Below are 21,546 nucleotides of genomic sequence, written 5' to 3'. Positions count from 1 at the left end.
GGAGCGGCCCTCGCGGCCCCGGCCGCACCGGTACCGTCGCCGCCGTGTCCCTCCCTCCACCGGCTCCGCGCATGGCCGACCTCGCTCCCGAGCAGCGCCCACGCGAGCGGCTGCGCGCGCACGGCCCGGCGGCGCTGACCGACGCAGAGACCCTGGCCGTCCTGATCGGCAACGGCATCCGCGGGGCGAACGCCACCGTCGTCGCGCAGCAGCTGCTCGCCCGGTTCGGCGGCATCGACGCGGTCGCGCGGGCCGGAGTCGTCGATCTCGCCCGGCAGCGCGGCATCGGCGAGGTCGCGGCGTGCCGCATCGTCGCGTCCTTCGAGCTGCGCCGGCGGATGAACCGCGCGCACCGGGCGCCGCGCGTCACCACCGCCGCCGAGCTCGCCGCTCTCGTGGGCCCCCTGCTGAGCGCGCGGCCCGACGAGACCGTGCTCGCCGTCGCGCTCGACGCCTCCGGGGCGGTGCGCGACGTCCTCGCCCTGGCCGACGGAGGCGCCTCCCACGCCGATCTCCCCGTGCCCGCGGTCCTGGCCGAGGTCCTCTCCCGCGGAGCCGCCGGCGTCGCACTCGCGCACAGCCACTCCGGCGACGCGACCGTGCTCCCCCTCCGACCGCGCAGCCACCCGCGTGCTCGCCGAGGGAGCCCGAGCGTGCGGCCTCGGGTTCCTGGCGCACGTGATCGTCGGGCGCGACGGCTGGGCGGAGGCGCCGCCCTGACGGCCGCCCTGACGAGCGGGGCGGCTGCGCCTCGGCGCCTCTCCTCCATGCCCCGTCTCCTCCGTGCCCCGTTCCGCACGCCCGTGCAAGCCCCCGCCCCGCGCCGCCTCCCGCGCGCACCCGGGCGTAGCGTGGAGACGACCCCACCCCACTTCTCGAGCAGGAGATCCCTCATGCGAGCAACACTCATCCACGGCGAGCGCGACGTCCGAGTCGAGGACGTGCCCGAGCCGACCCTCTCGACCGGCCGTGACGCGATCGTCCGCGTGACCGCGGCCTGCGTGTGCGGCTCCGACCTCTGGCCCTACCGCGGTGTCACTCCCACGAAGGAGGCGCACCGCATCGGCCACGAGTTCGTCGGCGTCGTCGAGTCGGTCGGCGACGACGTGCGCGACATCTCCGTCGGTGACTTCGTGATCGCTCCGTTCTACGTCTGCGACGGCACCTGCGCCAACTGCGCCAACGGCGTCTCGACCTCGTGCCTCACCGGCGGCTGGTGGGGCTCCGAGGTCGGCGACGAGGGCTTCGCCGACGGCGCGCAGGGCGAGAAGGTCCGCGTCCCGCTGGCCGACGGCACGCTCTTCAAGGTCGGCACCGACCCCGACCCGGCGCTCATCCCGAGCCTGCTGACCCTGGCCGACGTCATGGGCACCGGCCACCACGCGGCAGTCTCGGCCGGCGTGACCGAGGGCTCGACCGTCGCGGTCGTGGGCGACGGAGCGGTCGGCCTCTGCGCCGTGCTCGCCGCCAAGCGGCTCGGCGCCACCACGATCATCGCGATGTCGCGCCACGAGTCCCGGCAGAATCTCGCCACCCGCTTCGGAGCCACCCACATCGTCGAGACGCGCGGAGACGAGGGAGTGGCTCGCGTGAAGGAGCTCACCGGCGGCATCGGCGCCGACTGCGTGCTCGAGTGCGTCGGCACCAAGGAGTCGATGCAGCAGGCGCTCGACTCGGCCCGCCCCGGCGGCATGGTCGGGTACGTCGGTGTCCCGAACGGCGGCCCGGAGCTGCCCGTCCGCCAGATGTTCGGCTCGAACGTGGGCGTGAACGGCGGAGTCGCCCCTGTCCGCGGCTACATGGAGGAGCTGCTCCCGGACGTCCTCAGCGGTGCGATCGAGCCCGGCCTGGTCTTCGACCTCGAGCTCCCGCTCGAGGAGATCGCGGAGGCGTACGCCGCGATGGACGAGCGCCGCGCGATCAAGACGCTGGTCCGCCCGTAGTGGGGGAGAGGGGCGTCCGCGCCGACGGAGGGAGTAGCCTCCCGCGCATGACCGCGTCAGCCCGCGCCGCCGCGACGGCGTCCCTCTTCCACCCGGATCTCGCACTCGGCCGCTGGATCCCGCCCGTCTCGCTCGGCCCGCGCCTGCTCCGCCTCGCCACTCGGCGCGAGGCGGCGGGCGGGAGGCGCCGGCCGACCTCCTCGTCGAGGACCTCGAGATCCCAGGTGCTGACGGCGCGCCTTCGATCCGCGCGCGCAGCTACCGCCCCCGCATCCTGCGCGGCGCCGCTCCCGCCCTCGTCTGGGTCCACGGCGGCGGCATGGTCCTGGGCAGCCACCTCCAGGACGAGTCCTCGAACATCGCGTTCGCCCGCACCCTGGGCATCAGCGTCCTCTCCATCGACTACCGACTCTCGCCGGCCCACCCCGCCCCGGCCGCGCTCGAGGATGTCGTCGCCGCGTTCCGCTGGCTCGTGGAGCACGCGGACGAGCGCGGTGTCGATCCGGCCCGCATCGCGATCGGCGGGGCCAGCGCCGGTGGAGGCCTCGCCGCCGGCGCGACCCTGCTCGCCCACGACCGCGGAGGAGCGCAGCCCGCCTTCCAGCTCCTCGTCTACCCGATGCTCGACGACCGCACGGTGACCCGTCCCGGCCCGACTTCCCGGGGCGTGCGCGTCTGGACCCCCGGCAGCAACCGCTTCGGCTGGACCTCCTACCTCGGCACCGAGCCCGGCGGCGCGCACGTCTCGCCCTACGCCGCCCCCGCCCGACGCGACGACCTCGCCGGCCTCCCGCCCGCCTGGATCGGCGTCGGCTCCCTCGACCTCTTCCACAACGAGGACGTCCGCTACGCCGAGCGCCTCCGCGCGGCCGGGGTGCCCTGCGAGCTCGAGATCGTGCAGGGTGCGTTCCACGGCTTCGACGCCCTGTTCCGCCGCACCGGAGTGGCGAAGCGCTTCTGGGCCGCACAGGCCGCCGCGCTCGAGGTGGCGCTCACCCCGTAACGAGAGCGTGCCGCGAAGGTAATCCGCTCGAAACAGCCGGGGCCTAGGTTCGTTCTCGACCCTGCACCGACCGGGTCTCGCCCGACGCACTTCTGCTACAACGTCGCATAATCCGGACCGAACCGGAGCGAGCGACCCCCGCACCTCCTCCGCACCACCTCGCCCTGCGCCCACTTCCGCTACAAAGTAGCGAAAAGCGCCCGGACTCCAGGAGCCTCCATGAAGCGCACCGCCCGCACCGCCCGCACCTCCCGCCTCGCCCTCGCCGGCACCGTCGTCGCGGCACTCGCCCTCACCGGATGCGGCCGCTCGGCCGACACCGGAGCCGCCGCCGACACCACCACGGTCGACGACTCCGCCGCCACCGGCACCGTCACCCTCTGGGCCCCCGACGGCGACGCCACCCAGCTCGACGCGGTGCTCGCCGACTACACGGCCGAGAATCCGGACCTCGACCTCGAGATCACGCTGGTCCCCTCCGACGAGTACAACACCAAGCTGCAGACGGCGGTCGCCGCCGGCACCGCCCCCGACATCGCGTTCCTCTACACGGAGGCGCAGACGCAGTTCCTCGCGTCCGACGCCTTCGCGCCGGTGCCCGACGGCCTCGTCGACTCCGACAGCTTCTTCGAGGGCTCGTGGGAGGCGGGCGAGCACGACGGCACGACCTACTCGGTGCCCTGGTACGCCTACACGCGCGTCCTCATCTACCGCTCCGATCTCGCGGAGGCCGGCGGAGTGAGCGCGCCGTCGACGTGGGACGAGGCGATCCCGTTCTTCGAGGGCCTCCAGGCAGGCGGCGCCGAGAGCGGATTCGGCGCCGACGTCGGCTGGGACACCTACAACGGCCAGACCCTCGCGACCTTCGCGCACCAGGCCGGCGCCGACCTCCTGAGCGAGGACGGCTCGGAGTGGACGATCGACACCCCCGAGATGCTCGCGGCCGCCGAGTACAACGCCTCCGTCTTCGCCGACGGCATCTCCTCGCCCGACACCCCGCAGTTCCTCGACGCGCAGCCCTACCTGGTGTCGGGGAAGACGGGATCGATGATCAGCGGCCCGTGGGTCGTCGCGACGCTCGACACCACCGCCGAGCAGGAGGGCTGGACCGAGGAGCACATCGGCACCGCCGTGCTCCCCGCCGGCCCCGACAACGCGTCCGGTCAGCTCGCGGGCGGCAGCTGGGGCGTGACCGCCTCCTCCGACAACGCCGCCTCGGCCTGGAAGGTCGTGCGGGCCACCGCCGAGCAGGACACCCAGATCGCGCAGTACGAGGCCGCCGGCAGCATGCCCGCCGTGGTCGACGCCTGGCAGGACCCGGCGATCGCCGACCAGCCCCTGCTCGACGCGTTCTTCGAGCAGCTGCAGAACGTCGAGCCGCTGCCCGCCGTCTCCACGTGGACGCAGGTCTCGACACTGCTCGGCCAGGAGATGGAGAAGGTCGCCCGCGGCAACGAATCGGCCGCCGACGCTCTGAAGGCCGTCCAGCGCCAGGCCGACTCGATCGGCACGGAGTGATCCTGTGGCTCTGACCGCCCTCGCCGGCCGGTCCACGGCGGGAGCGCTGCGCGAGCGCCGCTCCCGCCACGGACGCCACTCCGGCATCGCCTGGCTCTTCCTCGCGCCGTTCGCCGTGATCTTCGCGGTGTTCACGGCGGTCCCGGTGCTCGCCTCCGTCGGCATGAGCCTCACCGACATCCGCGGCACCGATCTGCAGCAGCCGTTCGGAGTCGACTTCACGGGCCTCGAGAACTACGCGGTCCTCCTCGGCGACGGCGCGTTCCTCCGCTCGGTGCTCAACACCCTCTACTTCGTCGTGATCGGGGTGCCGCTGACGATGATGGTGGGCTTCGTGCTGGCCCTGGCGCTGAACTCGGGCATCCGGCGGCTGCGCGGTGTGTTCCGGGCGCTCTTCTACGCTCCGGTCGTCACCAACATCGTCTCGGTGGCGCTGATCTGGCAGTACGCGTTCAACCAGAACGGCACCGTCAACGAGGTGCTCGGAGCGATCGGCTTCGCGGGGCCCAACTGGCTCGGCGACGAGCAGCTCGCCATGCCCGTCGTGATCCTGCTGGGCGTCTGGCGCAACTTCGGCACCGCGATGCTCCTGTTCCTCGCGGGGCTCCAGTCGGTCCCCGAGGACGTCCACGAGGCCGCCTCGCTCGACGGCGCGACCCCCTGGCGCCGCCTGGTCTCGATCACCGTGCCGCTGCTGATGCCCACGACCCTGCTCATCTCGGTGCTGCTCTCGGTCTTCTTCCTCCAGGTGTTCGACGAGCCGTACCTGCTCACGGGCGGCGGTCCGGTCGGCTCCACGGAGTCGATGGCGCTGTACACCTACCGCCAGTTCGGCTTCGGCAACATCGGTGTCTCGTCGGCGGCGTCCTTCCTGCTCCTGCTCATCGTCGCGCTCGTCAGCGCGCTGCAGTTCCGTCTGCTGAGGTCCCGCTCATGACCACCACCGCCGCTCGTCCGCCCGTCGCCCCGCCGCCCGCCGCACCGCGTCCGCCGGCCCGCGAGACCACCACGCGCGCGATCGCCGAGCGCCGACGGCACCTCGTGCTCTATCCGGTGCTCGCCGTTCTCGCGGCGATCACCCTGCTCCCCTTCGTCTGGGTGATCTCCGGGTCGCTCCGCACCACGGCCGACATCAGCGCGGACCCCGGCGCTTGGCTCCCGTCGGCGGTGACGCTCGACAACTTCGCGCGCCTGTTCTCGCAGGCGGGCTTCAGCGGCTACCTCGCCAACAGCCTCGTCGTCGCCGGCGTCGTGGTGGCGGGTAACGTCGTGGCCGCGGCCGCCGCCGGCTACGCCCTCGCGAAGCTCGACTTCGCCGGGAAGCGGTTCGCGATGGCCGCGGTGCTGATCTCGCTGATGATGCCGTTCTCGGCGGTCTTCGTGCCGCAGTTCGTCGTCACGGTGCGCCTGGGGCTCGTGAACACCCTGGCCGGCATCGCGCTGCCCTCGCTCGTGCTGCCGATCTCGATCTTCATCGTCCGCCAGTTCGCCGAGAGCATCCCGGAGGAGCTGCTCGAGGCCGCGCGGATCGACGGGGCGAGCGAGCTGCGGATCTTCGCGCAGGTGTTCCTGCCGCTGGCCGGACCCGCTCTCGCGACGGTGACGATCATGTCGTTCCTCGCCGCGTGGAACAACTTCATCTGGCCGCTCCTGGTCGCGCAGGACGCCTCGACCTACACGCTCCCCGTCGGGCTCGCGGCGACGCGGCAGGCGGCCCAGAACGTGACCGACTACGGGCTCGTGCTGGCCGGCGCGGTCGTCGTGATGCTGCCGGTTCTGGTGCTCTTCCTGCTCCTGCAGCGTTACTTCGTGCAGGGTATCGTCGCGACGGGGATGAAGTGAGCGGAGCGTCGGGCGTGGAGATCGTGGTCGAGGCCGCTTGCGGAGCCGTCGTCGGACGGGCGGCGGGGGGCGTCGCCCGGTTCCTCGGGGTGCCGTTCGCCGAGGCGCCGACGGGTGCGCGCCGCTTCACCCCGCCCGAGCCCCGAGCCGCCTTCACGGCGCCGTTCGACGCCTCGAGCTACGGAGCGACCCCGCAGCGGGGCCGGCCGTTCGAGTTCACGACGATCCCCGAGCACTCGATCCCCGGCGAGGACTCGCTGAGCGTCAACGTGTTCGCCCCGCTCGGCGCCGACGCCCTCCCCGTGCTGGTCTACCTGCACGGCGGCGGATACGTGACCGGAGCCGCCTCCAGCGACTGGCACGAGGGTTCGGCCTTCGCGCGGGACGGCGTGATCGTCGTGACCGCGTCCTACCGGCTCGGCGTCGACGGCTTCGGCGTGGTCGACGGCGACGCCAACCGCGGTGTCCGCGACTGGCTGCAGGCGCTGCGCTGGGTCCGGGTGAACATCGCGTCCTTCGGCGGTGACCCCGATCGGGTGACGATCGCCGGGCAGTCCGCCGGGGGCGGCGCGGTCCTGACCCTCCTCGGCTGCGCGGAGGCGCAGCCCCTGTTCGCCCGCGCCGTCGCGATCTCGCCGACCGACCGCAGCGTGCCGCTCGCGGAGGCGGAGGAGCAGCTCGCGGCGTTCGCCCACTCCCTCGGCGTCCCGCCGACCGCCGTGGGGCTCGCCTCGCTCGACCGCGACGGCCTGTCCGAGACGGTCGCGCTGACGATGATGCCCGGGTCCGCGCACTCGATCGTGCTCGCGCCCGTCTGGGGCGACGCGCTGCTCCCGCTCCCGGTGGCGGAGGCGACCGCGCACGCCGGCCGCGACACGCCGCTCCTGATCGGGGCGACCGCCGACGAGTTCGACAGCCCGCGCATCGAGCGCGCGGAGGGCGCACCCCGCGCGCCACCGACCTGCTGTTCCGCCGGGCGGTCCTGCAGGCCGCGCGCAACCGCGGCTCCGCGCCCACCTGGCTGTACTCCTTCGACTGGGTCTCGCCGGTGGTCGGCGGCGCCGCGCACTGCCTCGATCTGCCGTTCCTCTTCGACCACCTCGACGCCGAGGGCGCCGAGCGCGTGCTGGGAGCGGTTCCTCCGCAGGCGCTCGCCGACGTGATGCACGCCGAGCTCGTCGCCTTCGTCCGCGGCGAGGATCCGCACTGGCCGTCGGCGAGCGGAGTCGCGGGAGACGCGGTCCGCGTCTACGACATCGCCCCCTCTGTCGTGCCCGGGCGCTTCGACGACGTGCTTCCCCTCCTCGCGGATGTCCGCGCATGAGGGCCGGAGTCGACCCGAGCACCCTCCGCCGCCTCAACTCCGGAGTCGTGCTGCGCGCGCTCGCCGAGCACGACGCGCCGGTGACCACGGCGGTCCTGGTGCGCGAAGTCGCCCTGTCGCGCCGCACGGTCGAGCTGATCCTCGCGGGCCTGTCCGCCGCGGGCTGGGTGGACGAGACGGCGCCCGACCCGGCGCGATCGGACGTCGGCCGCCCGCCGCGCACCTTCCGCTTCCGCGCCGACCGCGCGCTCGTCGCAGCGGTCCGCATCGACACGGACTTCGCCACCGCGGTCGTCTGCGACATCCGCGGCCGGATCCTCGGCCGGTCGATGCGGGCCCTGCGCGACTACCACTCGCCCGAGGCCGCCGTCGAGGACGCCGTCCTCGCGGTCGAGGCCGCGGTCGCCGAGTCGGGGCTTCCGCGCGAGCGGATCCGCGCGGGTGCGATCGCCGCGGGTGGCGCGATCGACGAGGACGGCGTCGTCAGCCGACTCGTCAACTCCGAGCGGTGGAACGGGTTCGCCCTGGCCGACGCCGTGTCGGCGCGGCTGGGCGTGCCGGTCTTCGCCGACAACGACGCCAACCTCGCGGCGCTCGCCGAGCGCTGGCGAGGGGTGTCGTCCGACGCCCCCACGTCGGCCTGGTGCATCTTCGGCAACCGCACCGGCATCGGCCTGGTCATCGGCGGCTCCGTGCACCGCGGCTTCCGCGGAGCGGCGGGCGAGGTGGTCGAGGCCGGCGCGATGGGGGCGAGCCGGATGGAGGACACTCCGTTCGGCCGTCTGACCTCGCCTCGGCGCAGCGACCGGGAGGCGGCTCTCGCGGCCGTGGAGGCGGCGCGCGCCGGCGATCCGGTCGCGTTGCGGGAGCTCGACGCCTTCGCCGCGCACCTCGCCGAACTGCTCTCGACCCTGGCCTGGACGGTGTCGCCCGATCTGTTCGTCCTCGGCGGCGGGCTGGAGGATGCGGACGACCTGCTGCTCCCGCGCGTGGCCGAGGCGATGCGCCGGCTGCGCACCCTCGACGTGTCCGTCCGCTCGACGGGCCTCGGGGCCGACGCGCCGCTGATCGGCGCCGTCAAGTCCGTGCTGGACCGCATGGACGCCGAGTTCTTCGGTCCGACCCTGGCCGCCACGGCCGACTGACCCCTCTTCTTCCCCTCACCCGCGCCGCCGCGCGGCACGACAGGAGCACCATGCCCGAGACCACCACCCCCGTCGACGTCCTGCTCGTCGGCAGCGGCATCATGGGGGCCGCGATCGCCCGGGGGCTGCGCGACGCCGACCCCGCCGTCCGCCTCCTGATGATCGACGGCGGCCCGGCCGTCGGCTCCGTCCCCGGACTGCACCTGCACGACAGCGAGGAGCCCGAGATCTGGAGCCGCTACAACCAGCGCGTGGCGACCGGGGTGCAGGGCATGTACACCGGCGCCGACGTCACTCCGGACATCACCGACGAGCTCCGCTCGGTCGCGCCCGGCATGTACAACCTCTCGGCGATGGGCGAGGACGCGGCCGCGATGCCCGCGACCGCGGTGTCGTGGAACGTCGGCGGCATGGGCGTGCACTGGACGGCGGCGACCCCGTGGCCGGCCGGTGACGAGGTCTTCGACGGCGGCGACCCGGTGCAGTGGGAGGAGGACCTCGCCCGGGCGCGCGAGCTGCTCGACGTGCACGACTCCCCGCTGGGTCCGACCGCTCCGGGACGCATCGTGCTGGACGTGCTCGAGGACGCGTTCGGCGCGATCAGCGCCGACGGGCGCCACCCCCAGCCGATGCCGATGGCCGTCGCCGGCAACCCCTCCGGCCCCCTGCTGCGCACCGGCCCCAGCCGGATCTTCCCGCCGATCGCGCACGGCGGCGACGAGGCGTTCGAGCTGCGTCCCGGCACCCTGGCGATCGCGATCCTCCGCGACGGCGATCGCGCCGTCGGAGTCCGCGTGCGCGAGACGGCCACGGGCCGCGAGTACGACATCGAGGCGCGCACCGTGATCGTCTGCGCCGACGTGGTGCGCACTCCCCAGCTGCTGTTCGCGTCGGGCATCCGGCCGGCGGCGCTCGGCCGGTACCTCAACGAGCACGCCTTCGTCACCGGCCGGGTCGTGATGGACCTCGAGCGCTTCGGTCTGACCCCGGAGTCGCTCCCGCGCCTGCGCGAGGGCGAGTTCGCCGTCGATTCGCTCTGGCTGCCGCAGAACGGCGAGGACCAGCCGTTCCACGGGCAGATCATGAACACCGTCTTCATCGATGAGGAGCACCGTCCGTTCGCCTACTCGGTCGGGCTGTCGTTCTACACGCCGGTCGAATCGCGCTCCGAGAACCGGCTCGTGTTCTCGGAGGAGGAGACCGACGTGACCGGTCTGCCCCGGCTCCGCGTCGAGTTCGAGTACAGCGACCGCGACCGCGAGCTGATCGCGGCGGCGCAGGAGCGGATCCGCGACATCGCCGAGCGCTTCGGGTTCTTCGACCCGCTGACCGAGAGCGCGGTGCTCGCTCCCGGCTCCTCGCTGCACCTCACCGGCACCGTCCGCTCGGGAGCCGTGGACGACGGGACGAGCGTCTGCGACCCGTCCGGCCGCGTCTGGGGCGTCGACGGCCTCTACGTCGCTGGCAACGGAGTGATCCCGACCCCGGTCGTCTGCAATGCCACGCTGACGGGGACGGTCACCGCCGTCCGCGCGACGCGGGCCGTGCTCGCCGAGCTCGCCGCCGCCCGCGTCTGATCCCCTCTTACCCACCCGAACCGTCCCCAGGAGGACCCGTGAAGATCGACCAGCTCGCCACCCGCTACGAGATCGCCCTGCCCGCGTGGATCGAGGACGCCCTCCGCGACGTCCCCGAGGTCCTGCCCGAGCGCGAGGACCGCATGGCCCTCGTGCACGCGCTCGCCGACCGCAACTTCCGCGAGGGCAACGGCGGCCCGTTCGCCGCGATCGTCGTCGAGCGCGACTCCGGCCGCCTCGTCTCGGTCGGAGTGAACGTCGTCCTCGCGAGCGGAGTCTCCTCCGGGCACGCGGAGGTCACCGCCCTCGGCCTCGCCCAGACCGCGATCGGCGCCTGGGACCTCGGCGGCGAGGGGCAGCCCGCGCACGAGCTCGTCGTCAACTGGCGCCCGTGCGTGCAGTGCTACGGAGCCACGCTGTGGTCGGGCGTGCGCCGTCTCGTCGTCGCGGGGTCGGGCCCCGAGCTCGAGGAGATCACGACGTTCGACGAGGGCCCCATGCGCGAGGACTGGGCCGCCGCCTTCGAGGCGCGCGGCATCGAGGTCGTCGACGGCGTGCTCCGCGACGAGGCGCTCGCCGTCTTCCACGCCTACCGCGCCCACGTCGACGAGGGCTCCGTCCTCGTCTACAACGCCCGCGCCGCCGACTGACCGACCGCACCACCGCTTCAGGAAAGAGGACCGCCGTGCTCCGCCGCTCCCAGTTCGCGCTCAACGCCATCCAGTGGATCAACGTCAAGGCTGATCCGACCGACCCGTCGAGCGAGTCGCTCTGGCGGTTCGCCGATCCGCACTTCCGTGCCGAGTACCCGGACGTGCTCCGCGAGATCCGCGAGGCGGGCTTCGGGGCGACCATGCTCGAGGTGCTCTCGACGCAGACGCTGCAGGACTACGCCCGCATGATCGAGGAGTCGGGGCTCGCGCTCGCCCCCGGCTACGCCTCCGTCGCGCTGCCGGAGGACTCCGGCCGGAAGTTCGCCCGCGGCTCGGCGGAGTGGATCCACTGGTTCGACGGAGTGCGGCGCAAGGCCGAGGAGTCGAACTACGTCGGCCTCGACACGGTCTTCCTCGCCCCCGAGGTGAGCTTCGAGCCGGGCGTCGTGCGCACTCGCGAGGCGGTGGCGGTCGGAGCCGTCTTCGACGAGGGCCGGCTGGACCGCGTCATCGAGATCCTGGGCGAGGCGGCGGAGGTGCTGCGTGCGGAGGGGGTGCACGCGGGCCTGCACAACCACGTGGGCACGTGGGTCGAGACCGAGTACGAGATCGACCGCGTCCTCGGCGCGATCGACGCCGACCTGCTGGGCGCCTCGTTCGACATCGGCCACCTCGTCTGGGCGGGCATCGACCCGATCGCGATCCTCGAGCGCCACTCCGATCGCCTCGTCGATCTGCACGTGAAGGACCTGCACCTGGGCATCGCGGAGTCGAGCCGGGCCGTGCCCACGGCCTACGACCGCGCGACCGACGCCGGGATCTTCCTCGAGCCCGGGCTCGGCGGCATCGACCTCGACGGCGTGCTCGCGGCGCTGCCCGAGGACTTCGGCGGCTGGATCATCGTCGAGGTCGACCGGGCGAGCATGCCCCCGGCCGAGAGCGCGAAGGTCAGCGGGGCCTGGCTCGACCGGGTCGCGATGGCCTGAACGGGCGAGCCGCCCCCGATCGGTCGGGGGCGTCTCGGGAGTCAGCTGCTGCCGGGCGTGTACGTCTCGGAGGCGCGCCACCAGTCGTCGAACATCGAGAGCGGCACCTGCCGCTTGTGCTCGGTGGCGGCGTAGCGCGCCTCGATCGCCTCGGCGACGGCGGGATCGACGTCTCCGCCTTCGAGGTACTCGTCGAGATCGGCGTAGACGAGTCCCAGGTTCGACTCGTCGGTCTGCCCGGGGTTCTCATCGAGGAGGTCGGCCGTCGGCGCCTTCTCGTACAGGCGCGCGGGGGCGTCGAGGTGCTCGAGGAGGGAGCGGCCCTGGCGCTTGGTGAGGCCCGTCAGCGGGAGGACGTCGGCTCCGCCGTCGCCGAACTTCGTGAAGAAGCCGGTCACGGCCTCGGCCGCGTGGTCAGTGCCGACGACGAGCATGCCCGCCTGCCCGGCGATCGCGTACTGCGCGATCATGCGCGCGCGGGCCTTGACGTTGCCCTTCACGAAGTCCGAGATCGGCTCGCCGACCGCGTCGCCGAAGGCCGCGGCGATGCCGTCGACGCCCTGGTGGATGTCGAAGGTCACCTGCCGGTCCGGACGGATGAAGGACAGCGCGAGCTGCGCGTCCTCCTCGTCGGCCTGGACCCGGTAGGGCAGGCGCACCGCGATGAAGGAGGCGTCGCCTCCGCCCGCGCGCACCTGCTCGACGGCGAGCTGGCAGAGCCGGCCGGCCAGGCTCGAGTCCTGCCCGCCGCTGATGCCGAGCACGAGGCCCTTGGCGCCGGTGTGGCGGAGGTAGTCGGCGAGGAAGTCGACGCGCCGTTCGACCTCGACGGCCGGATCGACGGTGGGGGAGACGTGGAGCTCGGAGATGATCTGCTGCTGGAGGTCACGCACGGCTTCACGCTACTCCCGATGCCGCCGCCCGTCCGGAGTTCCGAGCCGACCCGGAGTGTTCGACCCGCCTCTGCTGGTCGAGTAGCCGCCGCAGGGGGCGTATCGACTCGGCGCGGCGCGCGTCCTCGAGTCGCCGCGAGTCGGGCTCCGCAGTGTCCGCGGACCGCGTTCCGCGACCACTCGCGGACGCGCTCTCCTGTGCGCGACGCCCCGCGTCCCCCTCAGCCGCGCGCCGCGACGATCCGCGCGATCCGCTCGGGCACCGTGTCGTCCTGCAGGCTCGTCACATCGCCCAGGGCCCGTCCGTCGCGGATGTCGCCGAGCAGGCGCCGCATGATCTTGCCCGAGCGGGTCTTCGGCAGGTCCGGCACGATCACCACGTCGCGCGGCTTCGCGATCGGCCCGATCGCCGTCGCGACGTGCTCGCGCAGCACGTTCGAGAGGTCCGAGGCGAGCCCGTTCCAGTAGGCGGGGTCGTCCTGCGCCCGATCGACCGCCTCGTCGGAGGGGATCACGAAGGCCGCGATCGCCTGACCGGTCGTGGCGTCCTCGACTCCGACGACCCCCGCTTCTCCGACGGCCGGGTGCGCGACGAGCGCCGATTCGATCTCGATCGTCGACAGCCGGTGGCCGGACACGTTGATCACGTCGTCCACGCGCCCCAGCACCCAGATGTCACCGTCGGCGTCGTACTTCGCGCCGTCGCCCGAGAAGAAGTAGCCCTGCTCGGCGAAGCGCGCCCAGTAGGAGTCGCGGTACCGCTCCGGGTTCCCCCAGACGGTGCGCGCGAGCGCCGGCCCGGTGCGGTCGACGACGAGGTAGCCGCCCGACCCGTTCGGCACCCGCTGCCCCGCGTCGTCGACGACGAGCGTCGTGAGCCCCGGCAGCGCACCGAGCGAGGATCCGGGCTTGAGCGTCGAGACGCCCGGCAGCGGGCACATCACGGCCGCCCCGGTCTCGGACTGCCACCACGTGTCGACGATCGGGCAGCGTCCGCCGCCGATCCGCTCGTGGAACCACACCCACGCCTCGGGGTTGATCGACTCGCCGACCGTGCCGAGCAGTCGCAGGCTCGACAGGTCGTACTGCGCGGGCACCCCCTCGGGGAACCAGGTCATCAGCGTGCGGATGAGGGTGGGAGCCGTGTAGTAGACGGTCACTCCGTAGCGCTCGATGATCTCGAAGTGCCGCGCCGTGTGCGGGGTGTTCGGCGTGCCCTCGTAGATCACCTGCGTCAGTCCGTTCGAGAGCGGACCGTAGATCTCGTAGGTGTGCGCGGTCACCCAGGCGAGGTCGGCCGTGCACCAGTGCACGTCGTCGGGCTTCGCGTCGAAGAGGGCCCAGTGCGTCCACGACGCCTGCGTGAGGTAGCCGCCGCTGGTGTGCACGAGGCCCTTGGGCTTCCCGGTCGTGCCCGAGGTATAGATGATGAACAGCGGCGTCTCGGAGTCGAAGGCCTCGGCCTCGTGGACCTCGCTCGCGGTGTCGACGACGTCGTGCCACCAGACGTCGCGGCCGGGAGTCCAGGGCAGGTCGGGCGTCTCGTCGCCGGTGCGTCGGACGACCAGCACGTGCTCGATCGACTCGACGCCCGCGACGGCGTGGTCGGCGTTCGCCTTGACCGGAACGGCCGCCCCGCGGCGGAACTGGCCGTCGGTCGTGACGAGCAGCTTCGCTCCGGTGTCCTCCACGCGGAACCGGACCGCCTCGGCCGAGAAGCCGCCGAAGACGAGGGAGTGGATCGCTCCGATGCGGGCGATCGCGAGGGTGATCACGACGGTCTCGGGGATCACCGGGAGGTACACGACGACGCGGTCGCCCTTCCCGACGCCCAGCGCCGTCAGGGCGTTCGCGGCCTTCGAGACCTCGCGCTGCAGGTCGGAGTAGGTCAGGGTGCGGCGGTCGCCGCGCTCACCCTCGAAGTGCAGGGCCGCCTTGTCGCCGCGCCCGGCGTCGACGTGGCGGTCGACGCAGTTCACCGCGACGTTCAGGCGACCGCCCTCGAACCAGGTCGCGCGGGGCACCGAGAGGGTGCCGTCGGCCTGTGGCAGCGCGGGCTCCCAGGTGTGCGCGGTCGTCCACGGCTCGGCCCAGTCGAGGCGCCGGGCGGCCTCCTCCCAGAACGCGACCGGATCGGCGGCCGCCCGCGCGTACTCGTCCGCGCCCACGTTCGCCTGCGCGGCGAACGACTCGGGGGCGGGGAAGCGGCGGGTCTCCTCGAGGAGGTTCGCGATCGTGTCGGTCATGACGTCGTCCTTTCGGAGGGGGAGGGCACGGTGCTCACGCCCACTTCGCCACGGCGTAGCGCTGGAACACGCCCACCACGGCGTCGGTGAGCTTGCCGAGCACCGCGAGCAGGATGATCGCGAGGAACACGCGGTCGATCCGCCCGTTGTTCTGGCTGTCGATGAGCCGGAAGCCCAGACCCATCGACGAGGCGATCAGCTCGGACGCGACGAGGAACAGCCACGACTGGGCGAGGGCGAGCCGGAGCCCCGCGATGACCGCGGGCACGACGGCCGGCAGCTGCACGGTGGTGAAGAGCCGGACGCCGGACAGCCCGAAGGCGCGCCCCGCCTCGACCAGGTGGCGGTCGACGTGGCCCAGAGCCGTGGCGACGGTGGTGAACACGGGGAAGAACGCACCGATCGTGATCAGCGTGATCTTCGACTCCTCGCCGATGCCGAGCCAGAGCAGCAGCAGGGGCACCCACGCGAGCGAGGGCACCGCCCGGATCGCGCCGAGGGTCGGGCCGAGCACGACCTCCCAGACCCGCGAGAGCCCGAAGAGCGCCCCGATCACGAGGCCGAGGGCCGAGCCGATCGCGAAGCCGATCAGCACGCGCTGCGTCGAGATCGCGACGTCCTGGCCGAGGTCGCCGCGCTGGGCGAGATCCAGCCCCGCCGCCCACACCATCGCCGGCGAGGGGAACACCGACAGCGACACGAGGCCCGTGGTGGTCGCGATCTGCCAGGCGAGCAGCAGCACGATCGGCAGGACCGCCCCGCCGACCACGACGAACCAGCGCTTCGACGTCAGCGGACGGGCGTGCGCGGCGGAGTCGTCACGGAGCCGCTTCTGCGACGCCCCCACGCTGGGCCCCACGACCGCGGTGCCGACCGCACCCGGCGCCTGCACCGTCCCGGTGCTGCGCCTGATCAGGTCGGCGTCGGTCGTCTCGACGTCGGTCGTCCGGTCGTCACGGATCGCCATGGTCGTCTCCTCGTGAGCGGTGGATCGGGGACGGAGCGGCTCAGCCGATCGCGTCGGGGTCGGCGGCCTTCGCGTAGGTGTCGTCGAGCAGCGTGTCGAGCGCCTCGTCGACCTGGTCCTGCGAGGCGACGTCGCCGTTCGCGACGAAGATCGGGCCGATCACCGCGAGCACGTCCGTCTGCGCGGAGCCGGGCACGTTGTCGACGTCGAGGTTGCTGCGCTCGGTGACGACCGTGGTGGCGACCGCGACGTCGAGACCGGCGACGGAGGCGAGGATGCTCGCGGTCTCCTCCTGGTTCTCGAGCGCCCAGGCCCGGGCGTGCTCGTAGGCGTTCACGACGGTCTGCGCGAGGTCCGGCTTCTCGGCGAGGAAGCTCTCGGTGGCGTTGAGCAGGCCGTAGGAGTTGAAGTCGACGTTGCGGTAGAGCAGGGTCGCTCCGGCCGCCTCGGCGCCCGCCATGATCGGGTCGAGCCCGGCCCACGCGTCCACCGAGCCGTTCTGCAGCGCGGCCCAGCCGTCGGCGTGCTGCAGGTTCTGCACGGTGACGTCGTCGATGCCGAGACCGGCCTCCTCGAGCGCCTGCACGAGGAAGAAGTAGGGGTCGGTGCCCTTGGTCGCGGCGATCTGCTTGCCCGCGAGCTGCTCGACGCTCGTGATTCCCGAGCCTGCGGGGACGACGAGCGCGGACCACTCCGGCTGCGAGAAGATGTCGATCGTCTTGATCGTCGAGCCGTTGGAGCGGGCGAGCAGGGCCGCGGAGCCGGCGGTCGAGCCGACGTCGATCGCTCCGGCGCGCAGCGCCTCGTTGGCCTTGTTGGACCCGGCCGACTGCACCCAGGTGACCGTGACCTGCTGCTCGGCGAGAGCGGTCTCGAGCCAGCCCTTCTCCTTGATCACCAGGCTCAGCGGGTTGTAGGTGGCGAAGTCGAGCGTCAGCGTGCCGCCCTGCGTGACGGCGCCCTCGGCCGCATCGGCGGTGGCGGCCGCGGCGCCGCCGGAGCCCTCGCCCTGCACGCAGCCCGCGAGCAGGGGAACGGCGGCGGCGGTGAGCAGGCCGGCGAGGGCGGTGCGGCGCGTGAGCGCGGTGGTGGTGAACGACATGGTGGCCTCTGCTTCGGTGCGGTTCCGGGGGTGGAACGAGTGTGGGGCGGGGGAGACGGGGGAGGGGAGGGGAACGGAGGAACGGGGGAGGACCGGGCGGATCCGAGCCTGGGGAGGGCTCAGTGCCGGTCGATGCCGAGACCGGCGAGCAGCTCGGCACGGCGCTCCGCCAACTCGGCCGACCCGCGGTCCCGCGGGCGTGCGCCGGGGACCGTCATGACCTGCTGGATGCGCGAGACGCCTCCCGGCTCGTCGCGGCCGAGCAGCACGATGCGGTCGGCCAGCTGCAGCGCCTCGTCGACGTCGTGGGTGACCAGCAGGATCGTCGCGGGTGCTGCGGCGTGCACGTCCAGGAGGAGGTCCTGCATCCGGATGCGGGTGAGGGCGTCCAGTGCGCCGAACGGCTCGTCGAGCAGCAGCACACCGGGATTCCGCGCCAGCGCGCGGGCGAGCGAGGCGCGCTGCGCCATCCCTCCCGACACCTCGCGGGGTCGCGAGGAGGCGTGCGCCGTCAGCCCGACGAGCGAGAGCAGTTCGTCGACGGCGTGCCGGGCCGCGGCGCGCGCGGTGCCGCGGGGCAGTCCGAGCGCCACGTTGGCGGCGATCGTGCGCCACGGCAGCAGTCGCGGCTCCTGGAAGGCGACGGCGCAGCGGGTGTCGATGCCCGACACCGGGCGCCCGTCGATCAGCACCGAGCCCGCCGATGCCGTGTCCAGGCCCGCCGCGATGCGCAGAAGCGTCGACTTGCCGCATCCGCTGGGTCCGAGGATCGCGATGACCTCTCCGGCCGCGACCTCGAGGTCGACCCCCTCGAGCACCGGTGCTCCGGGCGAGAACGTGCGGCCGACCCCGTCGAAGCGCACCGGGAACGCCGACTGACCGAGATCGGCGTCGAAGGCCAGGCTCGTGCGGGAGGGCGTGTCGGACATGGGGCTCCGGGGCGGCGGGGCGGGCGGGCGGACCGTCCCGATCGTACGGACGGCGGCTCATCCCTCCGATTCCGCGATGACACGCGGAGTAACAGAGCGATCGAGCGGAGTGACGCCCCGCGTCCGCAGCGCCCGCCGCCCGCTCCTCCTCCCGCGCCCGCAGAGCGGCCCCCAGCGCCCGCCGCAGCCCCGGACGTCGCCCCGGACGCAGAACGGCCCGGCCCGCGGAGAACCGCGGACCGGGCCGAGCAGTGCGGCGACTACGCGCTGACGAGCACGAGCTCCTCGAGGGGGAGGCGGGTGCGCGGGGCGACCTCGCGCTCGCGCAGCACGTCGTTCTCGAGCGACTCCGGGTCGCCGACGACGCCGATCGCGGCGACGGTCACGGGGTCGAAGCGCTCGTCGATCGCGAACTCCTCGCGGAGCCCGTCCTTCTCGAAGCCGGCCATCTGGTGCACGTGCAGCCCGTCGTGGTGGGCCTGGATGCTCAGGTGCGCGACGGCCTGGCCGAGGTCGTAGACGGCCCAGGGGCGCGGCTTCCCGTCGGTGTCCACGGTCTCGGCGAGGGCGACGACGAGCGCCGCGGCCGAGCCGGCCCAGGCGGCGTTGAAGCCGACGAGGTTCTTCGCCACGCGGTCGAACTCCGGCGTGCCGCGGCGGGCCACGATGAAGCGCCAGGGCTGGGAGTTGCTGGCGGAGGGGGACCAGCGTGCGGCCTCGAGCAGCGAGGCGAGGGTCTCGTCCGAGATCGCGGCCGTCGTGTCGAACGAGCGCGGGCTCCAGCGCTCGGCGAGGACGTCGAGGATCGGCGCGCTGGTGGTGGCGGTGCGGGACGCGGTGGCGAGGGGCATCGGGGGAGCTTCTTTCCGGGAGGGGGCGGATTCGACCGGGGCTCCATCGCCCGCGCGGTACAACGCCGCACGGCGAGCACGCATTCCCGCCGACGGGGTCCGGGTAAGGCATACCAGGACCGTTCGCCCTCGGAGGACCCCCGGGTCGGGCGCGCTCGGAACGGTACGCTCGGAGACGGCGTGGTTCCCCGCGCGCAACGTTCACGACTCTGATGGAGGATCATCCATGGCCCAGCACTTCGACGTCGTCGTCCTGGGGGCGGGTCCCGGCGGGTACGTGGCTGCGATCCGAGCGGCGCAGCTCGGCAAGTCGGTCGCGATCGTCGAGAAGCAGTACTGGGGCGGCGTCTGCCTCAACGTGGGCTGCATCCCGTCCAAGGCGCTCCTGCGCAACGCGGAGCTCGCCCACATCTTCCACTCGCAGGCCAAGCAGTTCGGCATCTCGGGCGACGTCTCCTTCGACTTCGGCGCGGCGTTCGACCGCAGCCGCACGGTCGCGGACGGACGCACCAAGGGCGTCCACTTCCTGATGAAGAAGAACAAGATCACCGAGTTCGACGGCACCGGCGCCTTCACCGGCCCGAAGGGCCTCGACGTGCAGCTCACCAAGGGCGGCTCGGAGTCGCTGACCTTCGACGACGCGATCATCGCGACCGGCGCGTACGTCCGCCTCCTGCCCGGCGTCGAGCTCTCGGAGAACGTCGTCACCTACGAGACCCAGATCATGACGCGCGACCTGCCCGACACGATGGCCATCGTGGGCGCCGGCGCGATCGGCATGGAGTTCGCGTACGTCCTGAAGAACTACGGCGTCGACGTCACGATCATCGAGTTCATGGACCGTGCCCTCCCCAACGAGGACCCGGACGTCTCCAAGGAGATCCAGAAGCAGTACAAGAAGCTCGGCGTCGAGATCCTGACCTCGACCAAGGTCGAGTCGGTCGTCGACAAGGACGGCTACGTCACCGTGACCTACACCGCGAAGGACGGCACCCAGTCGACCCTCGAGGTCGACAAGGTCATGATGTCGATCGGCTGGGTCCCCCGGGTCGAGGGCTTCGGCCTCGAGAACACGGGCGTCGAGCTGACCGAGCGCGGAGCGATCGCGATCGACGACCACATGCGCACCAACGTCCCGAACATCTACGCCATCGGCGACGTGACCGCGAAGCTGCAGCTCGCGCACGTGGCCGAGGCGCAGGGCGTCGTCGCCGCCGAGACCCTGGCCGGCGCCGAGACCCAGACCCTGGGCGACTACCGCATGATGCCGCGCGCGACGTTCTGCCAGCCGCAGATCGCCTCCTTCGGCCTCACCGAGAAGCAGGCGACCGACGAGGGCCACGAGATCACCGTCTCGACCTTCCCGTTCATGGCGAACGGCAAGGCGCACGGCCTCGGCGAGCCGACCGGCTTCGTGAAGCTCATCGCGAGCAAGCAGTACGGCGAGCTCCTCGGCGCGCACATGATCGGCCCGGACGTGTCCGAGCTGCTCCCCGAGCTCACGCTCGCGCAGAAGTGGGACCTCACCGCGACCGAGCTCGCGCGCAACGTGCACACCCACCCGACGCTGTCGGAGGCGCTGCAGGAGGGCTTCCACGGCCTCAAGGGGCACATGATCAACATGTAGGTGCCCGCACCTGCACCGCACCTCCGGCTCGCAGGAACCGGTCCGGCTCGTCCGGATCACCGGTTCCCGCGGGCCGGAGGTGTTTCCACGCGCCGGAAGCAGTCCCCCGTGCCGGAGGCGTTCGCGTGCAGGAGGCGTTCCCGCCCCTCCCGCTACCGTCGACCGCATGGACCCCCGCCTCCTCGACCACCTCGCCGCCGACGCCTGGCCGCCGCTCGAGAGCCGCGCGCTCGACGGCTGGCGTCTGCGCGCCGCCTCGGGAGTCACGAAGCGCGCGAACTCGGTCCTCACCTCCGGACCCGTCGCCGACCCCGAGCGCGCGATCGACGCCGCCGAGGCGTTCGCCCGCGAGCACGGCATCCCTCCGCTCCTGCAGCTCGGCCCCGCGACCCTCCCCGCCGACCTCGCCGACCGCCTGAGCGCCCGCGGCTACTCCCCGCACGATCGCACGCTCGTCCTCACGGGCACCGTCGGGGAGGCGCTCGCCGCGCTGAGCTGCCGCCCCGCCGAGATCGAGGCGCACCCGTCCGACGAGTGGATGCGGCTCTGGTGGTCGGTCGACGGCCGGGGAGGCGACGCCGAGCTCGACGTCGCGCGGCGGATCCTCGCGGGCTGCGACTCCTCCTACGCCCTCCTCCGCGATGAGGAGGGCCCCGCCGCGTGCGGCAGGCTCGCCTTCGCGACCGCGCTCGACGGCGAGGCGTGGTGCGGCCTGTTCGGAGTCGCCACGCGTCCCGATGCGCGCCGCCGGGGGCACGCCTCCTCGGTTCTCCGCTCCCTGCTCGGGCAGGCGCGGGACCGCGGGATCGAGCGCCTCTGGATCCAGGTCCTCGGAGTCCAACTCCGGCGCCCGTCGCCTCTACGCGGCACTGGGCTGCGAGCAGTCCTCCTGGTACGAGTACTGGCGCCGCCCCTGACCCGCTCGCCCGGCCCCGGCTGA

The 21,546-nt window shown here is 72.8% G+C and carries 19 protein-coding genes and 1 pseudogene; 14 read left to right on the top strand and 6 right to left on the bottom strand.

Annotated features, from left to right (window positions below; translation table 11 throughout):
- Positions 1-71: 71 nt before the first annotated feature.
- The 12 genes and pseudogenes from AC0CID_RS12580 to AC0CID_RS12525 all read left to right on the top strand — a co-directional run.
- Positions 72-575: pseudogene (locus AC0CID_RS12580) on the top strand (JAB domain-containing protein); the annotation flags it as partial.
- 318 nt (positions 576-893) lie between these two features.
- A complete protein-coding gene (locus AC0CID_RS12575; RefSeq protein ID WP_465228097.1) occupies positions 894-1,943 on the top strand; it encodes a zinc-dependent alcohol dehydrogenase family protein in 1,050 nt (349 codons plus the stop codon).
- Positions 1,944-2,262: 319 nt separating this feature from the next.
- Positions 2,263-2,946 (top strand): alpha/beta hydrolase, encoded by a 684-nt coding sequence (locus tag AC0CID_RS12570; protein WP_465227067.1) that lies wholly within the window; start codon positions 2,263-2,265, stop codon positions 2,944-2,946.
- Positions 2,947-3,165: 219 nt separating this feature from the next.
- The gene (locus tag AC0CID_RS12565) at positions 3,166-4,464 is read left to right on the top strand and encodes an extracellular solute-binding protein (protein ID WP_465227066.1); all 1,299 of its coding nucleotides are present in this window, start codon (positions 3,166-3,168) and stop codon (positions 4,462-4,464) included.
- A 4-nt stretch (positions 4,465-4,468) separates the two neighbouring features.
- The gene (locus AC0CID_RS12560) at positions 4,469-5,401 is read left to right on the top strand and encodes a carbohydrate ABC transporter permease (RefSeq protein ID WP_307786238.1); all 933 of its coding nucleotides are present in this window, start codon (positions 4,469-4,471) and stop codon (positions 5,399-5,401) included.
- Positions 5,398-6,306, top strand: coding sequence for a carbohydrate ABC transporter permease (locus AC0CID_RS12555; RefSeq protein WP_207407644.1), 909 nt, complete (start codon positions 5,398-5,400; stop codon positions 6,304-6,306). The genes AC0CID_RS12560 and AC0CID_RS12555 overlap by 4 nt, the downstream gene beginning before the upstream one ends.
- A gap of 14 nt (positions 6,307-6,320) precedes the next feature.
- The gene (locus AC0CID_RS12550) at positions 6,321-7,469 is read left to right on the top strand and encodes a carboxylesterase family protein (protein WP_465227065.1); all 1,149 of its coding nucleotides are present in this window, start codon (positions 6,321-6,323) and stop codon (positions 7,467-7,469) included.
- Positions 7,466-7,630 carry a hypothetical protein gene (locus AC0CID_RS12545; protein ID WP_465227064.1) on the top strand — a complete coding sequence of 55 codons (165 nt, stop codon included), beginning with the start codon at positions 7,466-7,468 and terminating at the stop codon, positions 7,628-7,630. Before AC0CID_RS12550 ends, AC0CID_RS12545 begins: the two co-directional genes overlap by 4 nt.
- On the top strand, positions 7,627-8,775 hold the full coding sequence (locus AC0CID_RS12540) for an ROK family protein (RefSeq protein WP_465227063.1): 1,149 nt from the start codon (positions 7,627-7,629) through the stop codon (positions 8,773-8,775). Before AC0CID_RS12545 ends, AC0CID_RS12540 begins: the two co-directional genes overlap by 4 nt.
- A 50-nt stretch (positions 8,776-8,825) precedes the next feature.
- Positions 8,826-10,352 carry a GMC oxidoreductase gene (locus tag AC0CID_RS12535; RefSeq protein WP_465227062.1) on the top strand — a complete coding sequence of 509 codons (1,527 nt, stop codon included), beginning with the start codon at positions 8,826-8,828 and terminating at the stop codon, positions 10,350-10,352.
- A 38-nt stretch (positions 10,353-10,390) separates the two neighbouring features.
- Positions 10,391-11,002 carry a nucleoside deaminase gene (locus tag AC0CID_RS12530; RefSeq protein WP_465227061.1) on the top strand — a complete coding sequence of 204 codons (612 nt, stop codon included), beginning with the start codon at positions 10,391-10,393 and terminating at the stop codon, positions 11,000-11,002.
- Positions 11,003-11,037: 35 nt separating this feature from the next.
- Positions 11,038-11,991 (top strand): sugar phosphate isomerase/epimerase family protein, encoded by a 954-nt coding sequence (locus AC0CID_RS12525; RefSeq protein ID WP_465227060.1) that lies wholly within the window; start codon positions 11,038-11,040, stop codon positions 11,989-11,991.
- Positions 11,992-12,032: 41 nt separating this feature from the next.
- Here the strand turns inward: AC0CID_RS12525 and nadE are convergent, their stop codons facing one another.
- The 6 genes from nadE to AC0CID_RS12495 all read right to left on the bottom strand — a co-directional run bounded on the left by nadE (position 12,033) and on the right by AC0CID_RS12495 (position 18,979).
- Positions 12,033-12,884, bottom strand: coding sequence for an ammonia-dependent NAD(+) synthetase (gene nadE / locus AC0CID_RS12520; protein WP_465227059.1), 852 nt, complete (start codon positions 12,882-12,884; stop codon positions 12,033-12,035).
- Between the two features lie 221 nt (positions 12,885-13,105).
- Positions 13,106-15,130, bottom strand: a complete 2,025-nt coding sequence (acs, locus tag AC0CID_RS12515) for an acetate--CoA ligase (RefSeq protein ID WP_465227058.1) — start codon at positions 15,128-15,130, stop codon at positions 13,106-13,108.
- A 34-nt stretch (positions 15,131-15,164) separates the two neighbouring features.
- The gene (locus AC0CID_RS12510) at positions 15,165-16,097 is read right to left on the bottom strand and encodes an ABC transporter permease (RefSeq protein WP_465227057.1); all 933 of its coding nucleotides are present in this window, start codon (positions 16,095-16,097) and stop codon (positions 15,165-15,167) included.
- Positions 16,098-16,137: 40 nt separating this feature from the next.
- Positions 16,138-17,199 carry an aliphatic sulfonate ABC transporter substrate-binding protein gene (locus AC0CID_RS12505; protein WP_465227056.1) on the bottom strand — a complete coding sequence of 354 codons (1,062 nt, stop codon included), beginning with the start codon at positions 17,197-17,199 and terminating at the stop codon, positions 16,138-16,140.
- 119 nt (positions 17,200-17,318) lie between these two features.
- Positions 17,319-18,128: an ABC transporter ATP-binding protein gene (locus tag AC0CID_RS12500; protein ID WP_465227055.1), complete on the bottom strand. Its 810-nt coding sequence runs from the start codon at positions 18,126-18,128 to the stop codon at positions 17,319-17,321.
- 260 nt (positions 18,129-18,388) lie between these two features.
- A complete protein-coding gene (locus AC0CID_RS12495) occupies positions 18,389-18,979 on the bottom strand; it encodes a nitroreductase family protein (RefSeq protein ID WP_465227054.1) in 591 nt (196 codons plus the stop codon).
- Positions 18,980-19,205: 226 nt separating this feature from the next.
- Between AC0CID_RS12495 and lpdA the strand changes: the two genes are divergently transcribed.
- Both lpdA and AC0CID_RS12485 read left to right on the top strand, forming a co-directional pair.
- The gene (gene lpdA, locus AC0CID_RS12490) at positions 19,206-20,606 is read left to right on the top strand and encodes a dihydrolipoyl dehydrogenase (RefSeq protein ID WP_465227053.1); all 1,401 of its coding nucleotides are present in this window, start codon (positions 19,206-19,208) and stop codon (positions 20,604-20,606) included.
- 166 nt (positions 20,607-20,772) lie between these two features.
- Entirely contained in the window at positions 20,773-21,546 is a 774-nt protein-coding gene (locus AC0CID_RS12485) for a GNAT family N-acetyltransferase (protein ID WP_465227052.1), read from the top strand.

It is taken from the genome of Rathayibacter sp. AC451, assembly GCF_979253095.1.
Note: the sequence above shows the minus strand (reverse complement) of the source record. Positions and strands in the feature narration are given on the sequence as shown.